Source organism: Micromonospora sp. NPDC048894 (assembly GCF_040649765.1).
Classification (GTDB): Bacteria; Actinomycetota; Actinomycetes; order Mycobacteriales; family Micromonosporaceae; genus Micromonospora; species Micromonospora antibiotica.
The window spans coordinates 21,342-38,226 of sequence record NZ_JBEZFY010000007.1 but is presented as its reverse complement, the minus strand read 5'-3'; the positions used below and the strand labels follow the sequence as shown (position 1 = coordinate 38,226).

Below are 16,885 nucleotides of genomic sequence, written 5' to 3'. Positions count from 1 at the left end.
TCACGTCTCGTCGGTGATCTCCCCGCAGGCCCGCAGGGCGGCCAGGTCGCGCACGGTGATCCGCCGGTAGTCGGTCTCCACCAGCCCGTCGGCGCGCAGCTCCCGTAGCGCCTTCTGGATCGAGGTCTCGGCGGCCCCGCAGATGGTGGCGAGTTCCGGTTGGGTCAGCCGGACGTCGATGACCACCGCGTCGCGGTCCTGTCGACCGTGTGAGCGGCACAGGTCCGCCACCACCCGGGCCACCCGGATCTTCACCGAGTACGAGGAGAAGTCGATCCGGCGGCGGTTGGACCAGCGCAGCCGGTCGGAGACCATGGCGGCCAGTTCCAGGGCGGCGTTGGGGTGGCCCCGCAGGAAGGTCTTGAACTGCTCGGGCTGGATGACGCTGTAGCTGGTGGGCCCGCAGGTGGTCACGGTCGCCGATCGGGGGCGGTCGTTAAGGGCCGACATCTCGCCCACCAGGTCGCCGCCGACCCGCAGTGCCAGCAGGGCGGTCCGCCCGTCGGGCAGGGACGCCGTGACCTTTGTCAGGCCGTCCTCCAGTAGCACCAGGTGCGCCTCCCGGTGACCCTCGTGGATGAGGATCTGCCCGGCCGGCACCTGACGCCGGACTCCGGACGCCAGCAACGCGGTCCGCACCGGGTCGTCGAGCCGTTGCAGGAAGGTCCCGTACGGCCAGTCGCCGTCGGGCCGGTCGTGTGGTAGCCGCATCAGCATCAGCACCTTCCTCAGCAGACGAGAAGTGTCGAAGCGTATCCGTGTGGACACGCGTCGCACCGCCCCGCTGCGGACCGCGAGGGCCTCGACGACCAGCAGGGCGAGGATCGCGGCGGGGGACACCCCGAGCGCCAGGAGCAGTTCGGTCAGGTTCGTCCACATGCTGGCAGCAGACCGGATACCGGCTACCACGACATCTGTCCACGGTGGGATGACCGGATGCCGACAGTCCCGCCGATGCCGTACTTCTGAGGGGTCTGCGGGCATCGGGCCGGGTTCGATGTGCCCGGTGGTGCCCGCTCGCCGAGCGGGCCGGCGACGAAGGGTGTGCCGGATGCGACATCCCGAACGGCGTCTGCTGGTTTCCGTGGACATGGAGCGGTACAGCCGACGCAGCAATCTTCAGCAGTACGAGGCACAGGAGAACTTCCACACCCTGCTGCACGCGGCGGCGACCGAGGTGGGCCTGGACCGGGTCGCCTGGACCACCCAGCAGGCCGGTGACGGCGAGCTGGCGATCCTGCCCCGCGACGTCCCGGAGTCCCGGGTCATCGGCCGGTTCGTACCGGAACTCAACCGGCGACTGCGGGCGTTCAACAGCAGCCGGACCGCTCCCGCGCAGATCCGGTTGCGGGTGGCCGTACACCAGGGTCTGGTGCACCTGGACGGGGCCAACGGTTTCCCCGGCCACGCGGTCGTGCACGTCTGCCGGCTCTGCGACGCCACCCCGGTGCGGCAGGCGCTCGCCGCGTTCCCCGACGCGGGGGTCGCGCTGGTCGTCTCGACGGAGATGTACCGCGACGTGGTCTGCGAGTATCCGGAGGAGATGCGGCCGGAACGGTTTCGCCGGATCGAGGTCGAGCACCCGGCGAAGGAGTTCCGGGAGCCCGCCTGGCTCTACGTGGTCGACGAGGACATGTCGTCGTGGCCACCGCCGCAGGAGCCGTCGTCGCCCACCGGGGGACCGCCACCTCCCCGGCCGGACACCGGGGCCGGCACGGCCGGGAAGGATACCGGGGCCGGCGCGGCCGGGTCGGGCATCCGCACCGGCGACATCTGGGTGCAGGGGCAGAACGCGATCGGCCCGAACGCGACGGCCATCGGATCGGTCGGCCGCGACGCCGTCTTCGGCGGCGATGGCGGCGGCCGATGAACGGGACGGCGGATTCGTGGGACCCGCCGGCCCCGGACGACGTCGGAGCCCCCGCACCGGTCGACGCCGCGCCGGACTCCGCCCGCTCCGACGAACGGGGGTCGGGCGAGACCGTGGCCGGGCGGCCCGCGCCGACGGATGCGCCCCCGCCGGGGTCGGCCGCCGAGGACGAACCGCAGGACGAACCGGAGGAGGCACCGGACCCGGCTGCCGTCCTCGCCCGGCTCACCGCACTGCTCGGTGCCCCGTCGAGCATCGGGGTCGGTGACGTACGGGTCCGCGGCCAGAACGCGACCGGTCCGGGGGCTACCGCGATCGGCACCGTGAACATCACCACGGCGACCGTGGGGGCGGGCGGCCGGACCTGGTCGGAGACGCTCAGCGGCACCTGGGTGCGGCAGTTGGCCGACGGCTACGCCCCCGCGCCGAGCGACCAGCGGCTGGACCGGCAGCTCAAACTGCGCCACCTGGTCTGTCTGACCGGCCCCGACGGAACGGGGCGACACACCGCCGGCTGCCTGGCCTCGGCCCGCCGCTACGGCTACGACCGGGTCGGCGTGCTCGACGCGGAACACCTGTCGGACCTGTTGGGCGCCGACGCACCCGTTCGGCCCGGCCACGGCTACACCCTGGCGCTCGGCGACGAGGCGGTCCGGGAGTTGGACGGCCTGACCCTGGTGGGACTCGCGGCGAGGTTGGAGACCCTCGGGAGCAGCCTGGTGCTGGTCGGGGACTTCGCGCACCGGGAGCAGGAGTTCACCGGGCAGCTGGTGCCCCACCGCCCGGCGGCCTCGGTGGAGGTGTTCCGGGCGCAACTGCGCCGGCTGCTGCGTGGGCAGTGCGTCGGCTGGTGCGCCGACCACTGCACCGGTGACTGCGTCGACGCGTACGTCGAGGAGGAGTGCGTCCCGCATCCGCTGCTCGCCGCCCACCTGGCCGGCGGTCCGCGCGCCGGTGAGGTCGTCCGGCTGGCGGAGCTGATCGCCCAGGCGCCGCCGCGCGGCGGCGACCTCACCGAACGGCTGGAGCGACTGCTGCCCCGGCAGTTGCGCGAGCGTGCCCGACGGGTGCTCTGCGCCGAGGAAGACGGTGTCGACGGGTCGTCCCGGTGGGACGTCGACCAGCGACGGGCGTTCCGGCTGTCCTGCGCGGTGCTGGCGGGACAGTCGGTGGTGGAGGTCCAGGCGGCGGCCGGACGGTTGCTCACGGGGCCGGCACCGGACACCGACGGCGCGACCACGCCACCGGTGGGGTTCCTCGGTGGGGTGGTCGACCTGCTGCTCGGACCGGTGCTGCGGCAGGCCGTCGTCCTGGTCGACGACGACCGGCTCAGCGGTGGGCGGCGGATCGAGTTCTCGCCCGGCAACGACCAGTTGCGGACCAGCCTCCTGGAGGTCGCCTGGTCGGACTGGTGGCTGCCGGAGCATCTGCTCGGTTGGCTCGCCACCCTGGTGCGCACGGGGTCGCCCGGGGTCCGGGAGGCCGCTGCGGGAGCGGTGGGCTGGTCCGCCCGGCACGGGGTGCGGGTCGCCCTGGAGACCGTGGACCAGTTGGCCCGGGAACGCCGGGCCGGCGTCCGGCAGGCCGCCGCCATCGCGTTGGTCGCCATGGCCATGCAACCGGAGCTACGCCAGCGCGTACGCACGGAACTGGACCGGTGGGCGTCCGTAGGGCCGGCCCACCTGCGGGACACGGTTGCCCGCGCCTACGCGTTGGGGCTCGCCCGGCTCTGGCCCGACACCGCCCTGCTGCATCTGCGCCAGATCGCCGGGGCGCGGATGCAACGCTGGCACCACTCGGTGGTGCGGGGCCTGGTCGAGGTGCACACGGCCGGTCACCAGGCGACCGTGTTGCCGGCCCTCGCGCAGTGGACGCGGTCGCCGGACCCGGAGGTGTGGCTGCACGCCGGACGGGCGTTGCGGGTGCTCGCCGACCGGTGGGCGCCCGCCCCTCGGGAGCACTGGCCGGAGCTGCTCGATCTGGCGCGGGTCGGCACCGTGTCGACGACCGACCTGGCCGACTGCTGGGCGAACGCGCTCAGCCTTCCCACGACCGCCTACCGCGCGTGGCGCACGCTCGGTTTCTGGCTCAACCGGGCCGACGGGCACCCCGAGGTCGCCGCCCACTGCCTGGAACTGCTCGCTCTGGTGGTGGCGGGCCGGGCACCCCTGCGGCACCGGCTGGACCACCAGCTGAGCCACGTCTGGGGACCCCTGATGCCCCACAACTCCCTGCTCGCCGCCGTACGCCGACTCACCGACGAGGATCACCGATGAACCCGCACCCCAGCACCGCCATGGGCAGCCAACTTCCGATGCCGCAGCGCCGCCACTGGTGGCAGGGCCTGTTCGGCTCGCCGGCTCCGCTGGAGCCGGTGCCGCCGCTGCCACCGCCGCCGCCCGTCACGGTGTCGTTCCGCCAGGACGTCCCGCATCCGCTGCTGGTGCCGGCGAAGGGGGACGCGTTCGATTTCCGGGTGCACCCCGTGTATCTGTGGACCGGCCGGCGGATGACGTTCGACGAGTTGAAGTTCCGTGCCGAGCGGTATCTCGACTGGGCCGGTGGGATCGTCCGGGAGCGGATCGTGGACGTGTCCCGGGAGTTCGAGCCGCACCGCTCCCACGAGCTGGAGCGGGTGCTCAACGAACGGCTCGCCGGGCAGCGGTGGCCGGCGAACGAGTCGCTGCCGCAGTTCACCGCCCACGTGCGGGTCAGCCCCGACGAGCGGGTGCGTGACCGGCTGCGGCCGTACTGGGAGGAGCGGATCCGGCTGGAGTGTGACCACGAGCTGCAGAAGATCCGGGCCCGGCACGTCGACGACCTGACCCGCCGGTGGTGTGCGGTGCTCCAGGCGTTGGAGGCCGATCCGGTGACCGCGCACGCGGCCCGGTTGACCGGGGAGCAGTTCGCCGACGTCTTCCGCCGTTATGTCGACGAGCGTCGGGGAACGGTGCCGGAGCTGGTGGCCCTGCTGCGGGAGGCGGTCCGGGGACACCACGACCTCAACCTGGGCCCGTCGGAGTACACCGAGGCCTGGGACGTGGCGCTGCGGACCTACCAGCGGCAGCACGGGTTGGCCGAGCGGGCGAACTGAGCCGGTGGTCGGGTTCCGGGCCGGCAAGCCGGGACCCGGCCACCTCTGGGTCGGTCGACGTAGCCAGGGCAGCGGGTTCGCCCAGGGTGGTCGGGGCGTGACCGGTGGTCAGGCTTATCATTTACATGCGGACGGATGTATTAACTTGCATCCGGCGCAGGCGCGGACTAGCCTTCTCTGCATAGTCATGCGGAGGTAGGAATGGGTATCCGAGTTGCGGTCGCCGGAGCGAGTGGTTACGCCGGGGGCGAGCTGCTGCGCCTGATCGCCGGTCATCCCGAGTTCGACCTGGTCACCGCCACCGCCCACCGTCAGGCCGGAGCGCCGGTCACCGCCGTACACCCGCAGCTCGTGGGGTTGGACCTGGTGTTCGCGGCAACCGATGCGGCCACGCTGGCCGACGCGGACCTGGTCTTCCTGGCCCTGCCGCACGGCGAGTCGGCGGCGCTCGCCGCCGAACTGCCCGAGTCGGTACGGGTGGTCGACCTCGGTGCCGACCACCGGCTGCGCGACGCCGACGCCTGGTCCCGCTACTACGGCGGCCCGCACGCCGGGGCGTGGACGTACGGCCTGCCGGAGCTGCCCGGCCAGCGGGCCGCGATCGCCGGGGCGACCCGGGTCGCCAACACCGGCTGCTACGCCGTCGCCATCACCCTGGCCCTCGCGCCGCTGATCGCCGCCGGTGCGGTCTCGCCGGCCGACGTGGTCGTGGTCGCCGCCTCCGGCACCTCCGGGGCCGGCCGGGCCGCCAAGACGCACCTGCTCGGCAGCGAGGTGATGGGGGACCTGTCGCCCTACAAGGTCGGCGCCCACCAGCACGTCCCGGAGATCAAGCAGGCCACCGGCGCGACCGGGCTGTCGCTGACCCCGGTGCTGGCCCCGATGCCGCGCGGCATCCTCGCCACCGTCACCGCCGTGCCCACCGGCGACGCCGACCCGCGCGGGGTGCTGGCCGAGGCGTACGCCGACGCGCCGTTCGTGCACCTGCTGCCCGAGGGGGCGTGGCCGCACACCGCCGCCACCGCCGGGGCGAACTCCTGCCACCTCCAGGCCACCGTCGACGTCGACTCCGGCCGGGTGATCGTGGTCAGCGCCATCGACAACCTCGGCAAGGGCGCCGCCGGCCAGGCGGTGCAGAACGCCAACCTGATGCTCGGCCTGCCCGAAACCACCGGCCTGCCCCTCTTTGGAGTTGCCCCGTGAGCGCGAGGAGCGCAGCGCAGCGGAGCCCCGCAGTCGCGAACGAAAGGTCGGTTCGGTGAGCGCGAGGAGCGCAGCGCAGCGGAGCCCCGCAGTCGCGAACGAAAGGCATGCACTGTGAGTGTCACCGCCCCTCGGGGGTTTCGTGCGGCCGGAGTCGCGGCCGGGTTGAAGAGCGGCGGGGCCACCGACGTGGCCCTGGTCGTCAACGACGGCCCGGACGCCGGGGTCGCCGGCGTCTTCACCACCAACCGGGTCAGGGCCGCGCCGGTGCGCTGGACCCAGCAGGTCGTCCGGGGCGGTGTGGTCCGCGCCGTGGTGCTCAACTCCGGCGGGGCGAACGCCTGCACCGGTCCGGCCGGTTTCCAGGACACCCACGCCACGGCCGAGCACACCGCCGCCGCGCTCACCGCGTCCAGCCCCCGGCTGCGGCTCGGTGCCGGTGACGTGGCGGTCTGCTCGACCGGTCTGATCGGTGAGCGGCTGCCGATGGACAAGCTGCTGCCCGGGGTGCGTACCGCGATCCGGGGACTGGCCCGCGACGGCGGCCCGGCCGCCGCCGTGGCGATCATGACGACGGACACCCGGCCGAAGACCACCGTCGTGCGGGGGGCCGGCTGGACGGTGGGCGGAATGGCCAAGGGGGCCGGGATGCTCGCCCCCGGCATGGCCACCATGCTGTGCGTGCTGACCACCGACGCGGTGGCCGGGCCGGAGCTGCTGGACGCCGCGTTGCGGGCCGCCACCCGGGTCACCTTCGACCGGGTCGACTCCGACGGGTGCATGTCCACCAACGACACGGTGCTGCTGCTGTCCAGCGGGGCGTCCGGGGTGGAGCCCGACGAGGCCGAGCTGACGGCCGCCGTCACCGCCGCCTGCCACGACCTGGCCCAGCAGTTGGTCGCCGACGCCGAGGGGGCCACCAAGCAGGTCGCCATCGAGGTGGTCGGTGCCGCCGACGAGGACGACGCGGTCGAGGTGGGCCGGTCGGTGGCCCGCAACAACCTGGTCAAGACCGCACTGTTCGGCAACGACCCGAACTGGGGTCGGATCCTCGCGGCGGTCGGCACCACCGCCGCCGCGTTCGACCCGGACGCGGTGGACGTGGCGGTCAACGGGATCTGGGTGTGCCGTGGCGGTGCCGCCGCCGAGGACCGGTCCAAGGTCGACCTGACCGGGCGGGACGTCACCATCCGCATCGACCTGCACGCGGGTGCGGCGGCGGCGACGATCTGGACCAATGACCTGTCGCACGCGTACGTGCACGAGAACTCGGCGTACTCGACATGAGCCTGTCCGCGGATCTCACCCGGGCCCAGGTGAAGGCCGAGACGCTGATCGAGGCGCTGCCCTGGCTGGCCCGGTTCTCCGGGGCCACCGTGGTGGTCAAGTACGGCGGCAACGCGATGGTCGACCCGGCGCTGCAACGGGCCTTCGCCGCCGACATGGTCTTCCTCCGGTACGCCGGGCTCAAGCCGGTCGTGGTGCACGGCGGCGGGCCGCAGATCTCGGCGATGCTCGGTCGGCTCGGCATCGCCAGCGAGTTCAAGGGTGGCCTGCGGGTCACCACCCCGGAGGCGATGGACGTCGTCCGGATGGTGCTGGTCGGCCAGGTCGGCCGGGAACTGGTCGGCCTGATCAACGCGCACGGCCCGTTCGCCGTCGGCCTCTCCGGGGAGGACGCCGGCCTGTTCACCGCCGTGCGGCGGCCCGCCTGGGTCGACGGTGAGGCGGTCGACGTCGGTCAGGTCGGTGACGTGGAGTCGGTGGACGTCTCGGCGGTGACCGACCTGATCGCGGCCGGCCGGATCCCGGTCATCTCCACCGTCGCGCCGGACGTCGACGGGGTGCTGCACAACCTCAACGCCGACACCGCCGCCGCCGCGTTGGCGATCGCCCTGCACGCCCGCAAGCTGGTCGTCCTCACCGACGTCGCCGGTTTGTACGCCGACTGGCCGGACACCACCAGCCTGGTCAGCGAGATCGACGCCGAGGCGTTGGCGGCGCTGTTGCCGTCCCTGGAATCGGGGATGGTGCCCAAAATGGAGGCCTGCCTGCGGGCGGTGCGCGGGGGAGTGCCCGCCGCGCACGTCGTCGACGGTCGGGTCGCGCACTCCACCCTGCTGGAGGTCTTCACCTCGGAGGGGTTCGGCACGATGGTCGTCGACACCCCGTCCGGGTCCACCCACGAGGAAGGCACGGTCGGCGCATGAGCACGCTGGTGCAACGCTGGGGCGAGTCCATGATGGACAACTACGGCACCCCGCCGCTGGCGCTGGTCTCCGGCTCCGGCGCGGTCGTCGTCGACGAGGCCGGCCGGGAGTACGTCGACCTGCTCGGCGGGATCGCGGTCAACGCGCTCGGGCACGCCCACCCCGCCGTGGTGGCCGCCGTCTCCAAACAGATCGCCACCCTCGGCCACGTCTCCAACCTGTTCGTCGCGGAACCCCCGGTGGCCCTCGCGGAGCTGCTGCTGGCGTTGGCCGGCCGGCCCGGTCGGGTGTTCTTCGCCAACTCCGGCGCCGAGGTCAACGAGGCCGCGTTCAAGCTGTCCCGGCTCACCGGCCGGTCGCACGTCGTGGCCACCGTCGGCGGTTTCCACGGCCGCACCATGGGGGCGCTGGCGTTGACCGGCCAACCGGCGAAGGCCGACCCGTTCCGCCCGCTGCCCGGCGACGTCGACCACGTCCCGTACGGCGACGTGGCGGCGCTGGCGGCGGCCGTCACCGACGCCACCGCGATGGTGATCCTGGAGCCGGTCCAGGGCGAGAACGGGGTGGTCGTCCCGCCGCCCGGCTACCTGGCCGAGGCGCGGCGGATCACCGCCCGGCACGGGGCCCTGCTGGTGCTCGACGAGGTGCAGACCGGCATCGGGCGCACCGGCCACTGGTTCGCCCACCAGGCCGACGGGGTGGAGCCGGACGTCATCACCCTGGCCAAGGGGCTGGGCGGCGGGTTGCCCATCGGCGCGTGCCTGGCCTTCGGTCGGGCCGCCGAGCTGCTCCGGGCCGGTTCGCACGGCACCACCTTCGGCGGCAACCCGGTCAGCTGCGCCGCCGCCCTCGCGGTGGTCTCCACCATCGCCGGCGAGGGCCTGCTCGACCACGTCAAGCGCACCGGTGAACGGCTGCGTCGGGGCGTCGAGGCGCTGGGCCACCCGCTGGTGGCCGAGGTACGCGGAGCCGGGCTGCTGCTCGGCATCGTGCTCGCCGCGCCGGTCGCCGGCCCGGTGGCCGGCGCGCTGCGCACGGCGGGGTTCCTGGTCAACCCGGTCCAGCCGGGGGTGATCCGGCTCGCCCCGCCGCTGATCCTCACCGGCGAGCAGGTCGACGCGTTCCTGGCCGCCCTCCCCGCCGCCCTCGACACGGCCGTCGACCTTCCGGCCGCTGACGGCACGCCGGCCGCCCACGGCACGCCGACTGCGCCGGCCGCGCAGACCCGCACCGCGCCGCCGTCCATCCCCACCCCGACCCCGACGGAGACCCGCACATGATCCGGCACCTGCTGGCCGACGACGACCTCACCCCGGCCGAACAGTCGGCCGTGCTCGACCTGGCCGCCCGGATGAAGGCCGACCGGTTCGGGTTCACCCCGCTGGCCGGGCCGCGTTCGGTGGCGGTGCTGTTCGACAAGCAGAGCCTGCGGACCCGGATCTCCTTCGACGCCGGCATCGCCGAACTCGGCGGTCACCCGCTCGTGGTGGACACCCAGGTCACCCACTTCGGTCGGGGCGAGACACTCGCCGACGCCGGCCGGGTGCTGTCCCGCTACGTCGCCGCGATCGTGCTGCGTACCCACGGCGACGACCGGATCGCCGAGGTCGCCTCGCACGCAGGCGTGCCGGTGATCAACGCGCTCACCGACGGCTACCACCCGTGCCAACTCCTCGCCGACCTGCTCACCGTCCGCGAGCACTGCGGCGGCACCGCCGGGCGGACCCTGGCGTACGTCGGGGACGCGGCGAACAACCTGTCGCACTCGTACCTGCTGGCCGGGGCGACCGCCGGGATGCACGTACGGGTCGCCGGGCCGGCCGGGTTCCAACCCGATCCGGGGGTGCTGGACCGGGCCGGGAAGATCGCCGCAAGCACCGGCGGGTCGGTACGGGCACTTGTCGACCCGGTCGAGGCGGTCCGGGACGCCGACGTGGTCGCCACCGACACCTGGACCTCGATGGGCCAGGAGGACGACGGGCTGGACCGGATCACGCCGTTCCTGCCCTACCAGGTCAACGCCGCGCTGCTCGGTCACGCCGGGCCGGACGTGAAGGTGCTGCACTGCCTGCCCGCGCACCGGGACGAGGAGATCACCAGCGAGGTGCTCGACGGCCCGCAGAGCGTGGTCTTCGACCAGGCGGAGAATCGGCTGCACGCCCAGAAGGCGCTGCTGACCTTTCTCCTGGAGGCCTCCTCATCATGACCGCCCCGACCCGCGCCGCCCGGCACGCCCGCATCGTCGAGTTGATCCGGGCCAGGGCGATTCGTTCCCAGACCGAGCTGGCCGACCTGCTCGCCGCCGACGGGGTGCAGGTCACCCAGGCCACCCTCTCCCGGGATCTGGAGGAGTTGGGCGCGGTGAAGGCCCGGGGCGGGGACGGGCGGGCCGGCTACCTGATCCCCGAGGACGGCCACCGGCCGCTGCGCGACGCCGAGGCGGCCCCCGCCCGGCTGATCCGGCTGCTGCGCGAGCTGCTCAACGGGGTCGACTCCAGCGGCAACATCGCCGTGCTGCGTACCCCGCCGGGTGCGGCGCACTACCTGGCCAGCGCCGTGGACCGGGCGGGCCTGACCGAGGTCGTCGGCACCATCGCCGGTGACGACACCATCCTGGTGGTGGCCCGCGAGGCCGACGGTGGGGCCGCGCTCGGCGACAAGCTCGCCGGATGGGCCCGCCGCGACGAGGCCGGGGAAGGAAACACCCCGTGACCGCACCGGTCACGGGTTTCCGTACGACGGACGAGCCGGCACCGGGAGTGAACCCCGCAGTCGGTGAGCGAAAGGTGAGCACTGCCAGAATGAGCGGCGTGGACGACAAGAGCCTGACCGAGAACAGCGCCGCGACGAACCGGACGAGCCTGTGGGGTGGCCGGTTCGCCGGTGGCCCCGCCGAGGCCCTGGCGCGGCTGTCGGTGAGCGTCCAGTTCGACTGGCGTCTCGCCCCGTACGACATCGCGGGTTCCCGCGCGCACGCCCGGGTGCTGGCGGGCGCGGGGTTGCTCGACCCCGACGAGCTGGGGCGGATCCTGGCCGCGTTGGACGACCTGGAGGCGGCCTGCGCGTCCGGGCAGTTCCGTCCGACCATCGACGACGAGGACGTGCACACCGCGCTGGAGCGGGGCCTGCTGGAGCGGCTCGGCAGCCTCGGCGGCAAACTGCGCGCCGGCCGGTCCCGCAACGACCAGGTCGCCACCGACCTGCGGCTCTATCTGCGCGACCACGCCCGGGGGGTGGCCGCCCGGCTGGTGGAGCTGGCCGAGGCCCTGGTCGAGCAGGCGGAACGGCACGTCGACACGGCAGCGCCGGGGATGACCCATCTCCAGCACGCCCAGCCGGTCACCTTCGGGCACTGGCTGCTGGCCCACGTCCAGCCGCTGCTGCGGGACCTGGAGCGGCTGCGCGACTGGGACCACCGTACGGCGATCAGCCCGCTCGGCGCGGGCGCGCTGGCCGGCTCGGGCCTGCCCCTGGACCCGGTGGCCGTCTCCAAGGAGCTGGGTTTCCGGACGTCCTTCGCCAACTCCATGGACGCGGTCGCCGACCGGGACTTCGTCGCCGAGTTCCTCTTCGTCACCGCGCTCGTCGGGGTGCACCTGTCCCGCCTCGGCGAGGAGGTGGTGCTCTGGACGTCGCACGAGTTCGGTTGGGTCGAGCTGGACGACGCGTTCGCCACCGGGTCGTCGATCATGCCGCAGAAGAAGAACGCTGACATCGCCGAGCTGGCCCGGGGCAAGTCCGGTCGGCTGGTCGGCGGTCTGATGAGCGTGCTCACGATGCTCAAGGGCCTGCCGTTGGCCTACGACCGGGACATGCAGGAGGACAAGGAGCCCGCGTTCGACGCGGTCGACACCCTGGAGCTGCTGCTCCCGGCGCTGGCCGGGATGATCTCCACGATGACCGTCCGGGTGGACCGCCTGGTCGCCGCCGCGCCGGTGGGCTTCTCGCTCGCCACCGAGGTCGCCGACTGGCTGGTCCGGCGCAACGTGCCGTTCCGCGACGCGCACGAGATCACCGGAAAACTGGTGGCGCTCTGCGCGGCCCGCGACTGTGCCCTCGACGAGGTCTCCGACGCCGACCTGGCGGCGGTCAGCGAGCACCTCGACCCGTCGGTGCGTGACGTGCTGTCGGTCCGTTCGGCGCTGGCCGCCCGGATCACCCCCGGCTCGACCGGCCCCGGCCCGGTCGCCGACCAGCTCGCCGCCGCGTCCGACCAGCTCACCGGCTGGCGGGAGTGGGCCGCCGAGCGGGTCGTACCCCGCTGATCTGACGCGTGCCGGTCGTCCGCGCCCCGCAACTCGGAAGGCGGACGACCGGACCTGGGCCGGCTGGCCGCCGCCCAGGTCCAGCGCGTTCCACCCGGGCCGGTCGACGTACCGCCCGGGCCATAGTTGCGGCCGGTCGTCGCGGGCGGGCTGCCCGCGACGCTGGCTCGCCGTCGTCGCGGCGGCTGTGGCCGTCGTGCCGTGCCGTCTTCGTCGCGCTGTCGGTTGCGGTGCGTGAGCGGGCAACTCCCGCTACGGAGAGCGACTTTTGTCCGGCGAACACCATGACACCTTCTCGCCCTTTGCTCTGCTGCCCATTCCGCGCCACGCCGCTGACCAGGTGAATTGTTGGGGCTGGCTGACGGTTCGGCGCGGGAGGCTGTGACGCTAAGTGTCTGTCGCGTCGAGGTCAGCAGAGCAAAGGGGCGACAGCAGGGTAGTGGGTGGTTGCGCCTTGACTACTCTCAGTATCGATCGGCGAGCCTGGGGGTGGTGGGGCCGCAGACGACCAGGCGGTTCCAGCGGGTCAGGCGGTGCGGGCGGCCAGGCGTTCGTGGCGTTGCTTGGCCGCCTGTGCGCTGCCCAGTCCGAGCCCGAACGCGATCGCCTGCCAGGTCAGTCCGCGGGCCCGGGCCATCGTCAGCAGGCCCACCTCCAGCGCGTCGAGTTCGGCGCGCAGGTGTGGCAACAGGGTCAGCGCGGCGGTGAGGTCCGCGTCGTCGACGGGCTCCTCGTCGGCCTCCCGGGTCGCCCCGCCGGCGGCAAGCGCGGTGACCACCGAGACGGCCTCCCATGGGTCGGCCAGGTACGGGTTGGTGTACCGGCGTCGTCGTGCGTCGGTGTCGGCGTGCCGGGTGCTGATCCGGTGCAGCGCGGCGTAGGTCCGCTCGGCTCGGGCGCGGGCCGCGTCAGGTGCGCTGAAGGTGTCGGTCATGGCACCCATTCCATGCTGACAACGATCCGTTGTCAACAAAATGTTTAAGCAATCCGTCGGGCTGCCCACCGTGACGACCGGCCGGCATGACGACGTCTGCCTGCCCCGGATGCCGACGGGAATACGGTCCTCGGTTTGCCGATCTTCCGCAGGTGCCGTTACCTGGAGCGGTGAACTACCCGTGGCTGCACGCCCCCGCCGCCGAGGTGGCCGAGACGGCGCGCACGCTGCTCGGCTGGGAACTCGCCGCCGGTGGCGTCCGGATCAGGCTGACCGAGGTCGAGGCGTACGCCGGCACCGGCGAGGACCCGGCGTCGCACGCCCACCGGGGACCCACCCCCCGGACCAGGGTGATGTTCGGGCCGGCCGGGCACGCCTACACGTACTTCGTGTTCGGCATGCACTGGTGTCTCAACATCGTCTGCGGTCGCGACGGTGAGGCGGCGGCCGTACTACTGCGGGCCGGGGAGGTGGTCGACGGGCTACCCGCGGCCCGCACCCGCCGGGGGGACGTCGCCGACCGGGACCTGGCCCGGGGGCCGGCCCGGCTGGCCGTCGCGCTCGACGTCACCGCGTCTGCCAACGGCACCTGCGTGCTCGACGGGAGCGGTCCCCTGCTGCTGAGCCCGCCGACCTGCCCGGTCGCCCGCGCCGAGGTCACCGCCGGTCCCCGGGTCGGGGTGGCCGCCGCCCACGACGTGCCGTGGCGTTTCTGGATCACCGGCGACCCGACGGTCAGCGCCTACCGCCGGCACGTGCCCCGCCGGCGCGGCTGACCCGGACCACCATGCCGACCGCCGACGGTGGGCCGACCGCCGACGGTGGGCCGGGGACCGACGGGGCGTCCGTCTCCGGCGAAGTTCGCTAGCATTCGCGCGCAATCGTGACCGGAGGTGGTTCGGATGGACGCAAACGACGCCGGAGTGCTGGTCGGCAGGCTGGCCTGCGTGGCCGTCCCGCTGGTGCTGATGATGGTGCTGGCGGTCGTCGTCGTGGTGGCGGTGCAGCTCGGCCGCCGCCGCCCGCCGCCACCAGGGCCGCCGCCGTCGTGGCCCCCGACCGGCTCGACCGGGTACGCCCCACCCGCCGGCCCGCCCCACCCCGCGCCACATCCCGCCCACCCGCATGCCGGCCAGCCCTCGACCACCGGCCAGCCCTCGACTGCCGGCCAGCCCTCGACTGCCGGCCAGTCCTGGACCGCCGGCCAGTCCACGACCGCCGGCCCGCCCGACGGTTCGCCGTCGGACGTCCGACCGGCCGATCGGGCGCCGTCGGCCGCCAGTGCCCCCGGCGACCCGTCGTCGGACGCGTCGGACCAGGGCGATCCGGGTACCCCGAGGCAGGGGGAGGAGCCGGCGGGACCGTCGTCGGCGGGGTGACCGGTGCCACCCCGGGAATGGCCGACGCCGGAATAGTTGACGCGTCAAATAGGTTGTGCGCGACGTCCGGGTACCACGAACGGCCCGGTATCTCAGACGCGAGGAGCTGGTCATGCAGTTCGGAGTCTTCACCGTCGGCGACGTCACGGTCGACCCGACCACCGGACGGGAGCCGACCGAGCACGAGCGGATCAAGGCGATGGTGACCATCGCCCTCAAGGCCGAAGAGGTCGGTCTCGACGTCTTCGCCACCGGCGAGCACCACAACCGCCCGTTCGTCCCTTCCTCGCCCACCACCATGCTGGGGCACATCGCCGCCCGCACCGAGCGGCTGCTGCTGTCCACCGCGACCACGCTGATCACCACCAACGACCCGGTGAAGATCGCCGAGGACTACGCCATGCTCCAGCACCTGGCCGACGGCCGGGTGGACCTGATGATGGGGCGCGGCAACACCGGGCCGGTCTACCCGTGGTTCGGGCAGGACATCCGCAACGGCATCCGGCTCGCCGTCGAGAACTACGAGCTGCTGCACCGGCTGTGGCGGGAGGACGTCGTCGACTGGCAGGGCAAGTTCCGCACCCCGTTGCAGTCGTTCACCTCGACCCCGCGCCCGCTCGACGACGTCCCGCCGTTCGTCTGGCACGGCTCGATCCGCAGCCCCGAGATCGCCGAGCAGGCCGCCTACTACGGTGACGGTTTCTTCGCCAACCACATCTTCTGGCCCAAGGAGCACACCCAGCGGATGGTCGGCCTCTACCGGCAGCGCTTCGCCCACTACGGCCACGGCTCGCCCGAGCAGGCCATCGTCGGGCTCGGCGGCCAGGTGTTCATGCGACGTAACTCGCAGGACGCCGTGCGCGAGTTCCGGCCGTACTTCGACAACGCGCCGGTCTACGGGCACGGGCCGTCGCTGGAGGAGTTCACCCGCCAGACCCCGCTGACCGTGGGCAGCCCGCAGCAGGTCATCGACCGCACCCTCGGCTTCCGGGAGTACGTCGGCGACTACCAGCGGCAGCTGTTCCTGCTCGACCACGCGGGGCTGCCCCTGAAGACGGTGCTGGAGCAGCTTGATCTGCTCGGCGAGGAGGTCGTACCCGTGCTGCGCAAGGAGTTCGACGCGCTGCGCCCGGCGCACGTGCCGGTCGCGCCCACCCACGCCTCGTTGGTCGCCGCCCGCGACGCCGCGCTGGCCGGGACGGGTGACGCCGGTGACCCGGCCGGGACGGGTGACGCCGGTGACCTGGCTGCCGCCGGGGCGGAGGGGGTCCGATGACCCGCCGCACCCTGGCCGTGGTGTCGGCGGGGCTGAGCCAGCCGTCGTCGACCCGGCTGCTCGCCGACCAGCTCGCCGCCGCCGCCCGCGACGAGCTGGTCCGGCGCGGCGACGAGGTGGAGCTGCGGGTGGTGGAGCTGCGCGACCACGCCCACGACGTGGTGAACAACCTGCTCACCGGCTTCCCGTCGACGGAGCTGCGGGCCGCCCTCGACGCGGTCACCGGAGCCGACGGCATCGTGGCCGTCACGCCGATCTTCAACGCGTCGTACAACGGGCTGTTCAAGTCCTTCTTCGACGTGGTGGACGCCCAGGCGCTGGTCGACCGACCGGTGCTGATCGGCGCGACCGGCGGCACCGCCCGGCACTCGCTGGCCCTGGAGCACGCCGTCCGGCCGATGTTCGGCTACCTGCGCGCGGTGGTGCTGCCGACGTCGGTCTTCGCCGCCCCGGAGGACTGGTCCGGCGGCACCGCCGAGGGGGCGTTGCGGGCCCGCATCGACCGTGCCGGCCGGGAGCTGGCCGACCAGGTCGACCGGCGGCCACCGGCGACCGGCCCGGCCGACCCGTTCGCCCTCACCACCGACTTCGCCCAGCTCCTGGGCAGCCGGGAGGGCTGACCCGCAGCAGCGGCTGTCGGGCTGGCCCGCGCCG

Annotated in this window: 16 protein-coding genes; 14 read left to right on the top strand and 2 right to left on the bottom strand. The window is 73.3% G+C overall.

What is annotated here, in order from left to right; all coding sequences use genetic code 11:
- The gene (locus tag AB0C22_RS17040) at window positions 1–879 is read right to left on the bottom strand and encodes a Crp/Fnr family transcriptional regulator (RefSeq protein WP_244253374.1); all 879 of its coding nucleotides are present in this window, start codon (window positions 877–879) and stop codon (window positions 1–3) included.
- Window positions 880–1,051: 172 nt separating this feature from the next.
- Between AB0C22_RS17040 and AB0C22_RS17035 the strand changes: the two genes are divergently transcribed.
- From AB0C22_RS17035 to argH, 10 genes are all read left to right on the top strand, one after another.
- Complete coding sequence (locus AB0C22_RS17035) at window positions 1,052–1,870, top strand: hypothetical protein (RefSeq protein ID WP_219469770.1); 819 nt, start codon at window positions 1,052–1,054, stop codon at window positions 1,868–1,870.
- The gene (locus AB0C22_RS17030) at window positions 1,867–4,146 is read left to right on the top strand and encodes a hypothetical protein (RefSeq protein ID WP_219469774.1); all 2,280 of its coding nucleotides are present in this window, start codon (window positions 1,867–1,869) and stop codon (window positions 4,144–4,146) included. Before AB0C22_RS17035 ends, AB0C22_RS17030 begins: the two co-directional genes overlap by 4 nt.
- Window positions 4,143–4,964 carry a hypothetical protein gene (locus tag AB0C22_RS17025; protein ID WP_255597959.1) on the top strand — a complete coding sequence of 274 codons (822 nt, stop codon included), beginning with the start codon at window positions 4,143–4,145 and terminating at the stop codon, window positions 4,962–4,964. Before AB0C22_RS17030 ends, AB0C22_RS17025 begins: the two co-directional genes overlap by 4 nt.
- Before the next feature lie 201 nt (window positions 4,965–5,165).
- Window positions 5,166–6,167 (top strand): N-acetyl-gamma-glutamyl-phosphate reductase, encoded by a 1,002-nt coding sequence (argC, locus tag AB0C22_RS17020; RefSeq protein ID WP_357535810.1) that lies wholly within the window; start codon window positions 5,166–5,168, stop codon window positions 6,165–6,167.
- 114 nt (window positions 6,168–6,281) lie between these two features.
- Window positions 6,282–7,454 carry a bifunctional glutamate N-acetyltransferase/amino-acid acetyltransferase ArgJ gene (gene argJ, locus AB0C22_RS17015; RefSeq protein WP_357535808.1) on the top strand — a complete coding sequence of 391 codons (1,173 nt, stop codon included), beginning with the start codon at window positions 6,282–6,284 and terminating at the stop codon, window positions 7,452–7,454.
- Window positions 7,451–8,377, top strand: a complete 927-nt coding sequence (gene argB, locus AB0C22_RS17010; RefSeq protein WP_357535806.1) for an acetylglutamate kinase — start codon at window positions 7,451–7,453, stop codon at window positions 8,375–8,377. The genes argJ and argB overlap by 4 nt, the downstream gene beginning before the upstream one ends.
- Window positions 8,374–9,657, top strand: a complete 1,284-nt coding sequence (locus AB0C22_RS17005; protein WP_357535804.1) for an acetylornithine transaminase — start codon at window positions 8,374–8,376, stop codon at window positions 9,655–9,657. Before argB ends, AB0C22_RS17005 begins: the two co-directional genes overlap by 4 nt.
- On the top strand, window positions 9,654–10,583 hold the full coding sequence (argF, locus tag AB0C22_RS17000; RefSeq protein ID WP_357535802.1) for an ornithine carbamoyltransferase: 930 nt from the start codon (window positions 9,654–9,656) through the stop codon (window positions 10,581–10,583). Before AB0C22_RS17005 ends, argF begins: the two co-directional genes overlap by 4 nt.
- A complete protein-coding gene (locus tag AB0C22_RS16995; RefSeq protein WP_208570193.1) occupies window positions 10,580–11,089 on the top strand; it encodes an arginine repressor in 510 nt (169 codons plus the stop codon). Before argF ends, AB0C22_RS16995 begins: the two co-directional genes overlap by 4 nt.
- An 89-nt stretch (window positions 11,090–11,178) precedes the next feature.
- Window positions 11,179–12,642 carry an argininosuccinate lyase gene (gene argH / locus AB0C22_RS16990; protein ID WP_219469788.1) on the top strand — a complete coding sequence of 488 codons (1,464 nt, stop codon included), beginning with the start codon at window positions 11,179–11,181 and terminating at the stop codon, window positions 12,640–12,642.
- Between the two features lie 526 nt (window positions 12,643–13,168).
- Here the strand turns inward: argH and AB0C22_RS16985 are convergent.
- Window positions 13,169–13,576: a DNA-binding protein gene (locus tag AB0C22_RS16985; protein WP_357535800.1), complete on the bottom strand. Its 408-nt coding sequence runs from the start codon at window positions 13,574–13,576 to the stop codon at window positions 13,169–13,171.
- A gap of 170 nt (window positions 13,577–13,746) precedes the next feature.
- Here AB0C22_RS16985 and AB0C22_RS16980 point away from each other — a divergent pair, with 170 nt between their 5' ends.
- The 4 genes from AB0C22_RS16980 to AB0C22_RS16965 all read left to right on the top strand — a co-directional run bounded on the left by AB0C22_RS16980 (window position 13,747) and on the right by AB0C22_RS16965 (window position 16,851).
- The gene (locus AB0C22_RS16980; RefSeq protein WP_308291086.1) at window positions 13,747–14,352 is read left to right on the top strand and encodes a DNA-3-methyladenine glycosylase; all 606 of its coding nucleotides are present in this window, start codon (window positions 13,747–13,749) and stop codon (window positions 14,350–14,352) included.
- 126 nt (window positions 14,353–14,478) lie between these two features.
- The gene (locus tag AB0C22_RS16975; RefSeq protein ID WP_219469797.1) at window positions 14,479–14,955 is read left to right on the top strand and encodes a hypothetical protein; all 477 of its coding nucleotides are present in this window, start codon (window positions 14,479–14,481) and stop codon (window positions 14,953–14,955) included.
- A gap of 112 nt (window positions 14,956–15,067) precedes the next feature.
- Window positions 15,068–16,231, top strand: coding sequence for an LLM class flavin-dependent oxidoreductase (locus AB0C22_RS16970; RefSeq protein WP_357535798.1), 1,164 nt, complete (start codon window positions 15,068–15,070; stop codon window positions 16,229–16,231).
- Complete coding sequence (locus tag AB0C22_RS16965) at window positions 16,228–16,851, top strand: FMN reductase (RefSeq protein ID WP_208570198.1); 624 nt, start codon at window positions 16,228–16,230, stop codon at window positions 16,849–16,851. Before AB0C22_RS16970 ends, AB0C22_RS16965 begins: the two co-directional genes overlap by 4 nt.
- Window positions 16,852–16,885 lie beyond the last annotated feature (34 nt).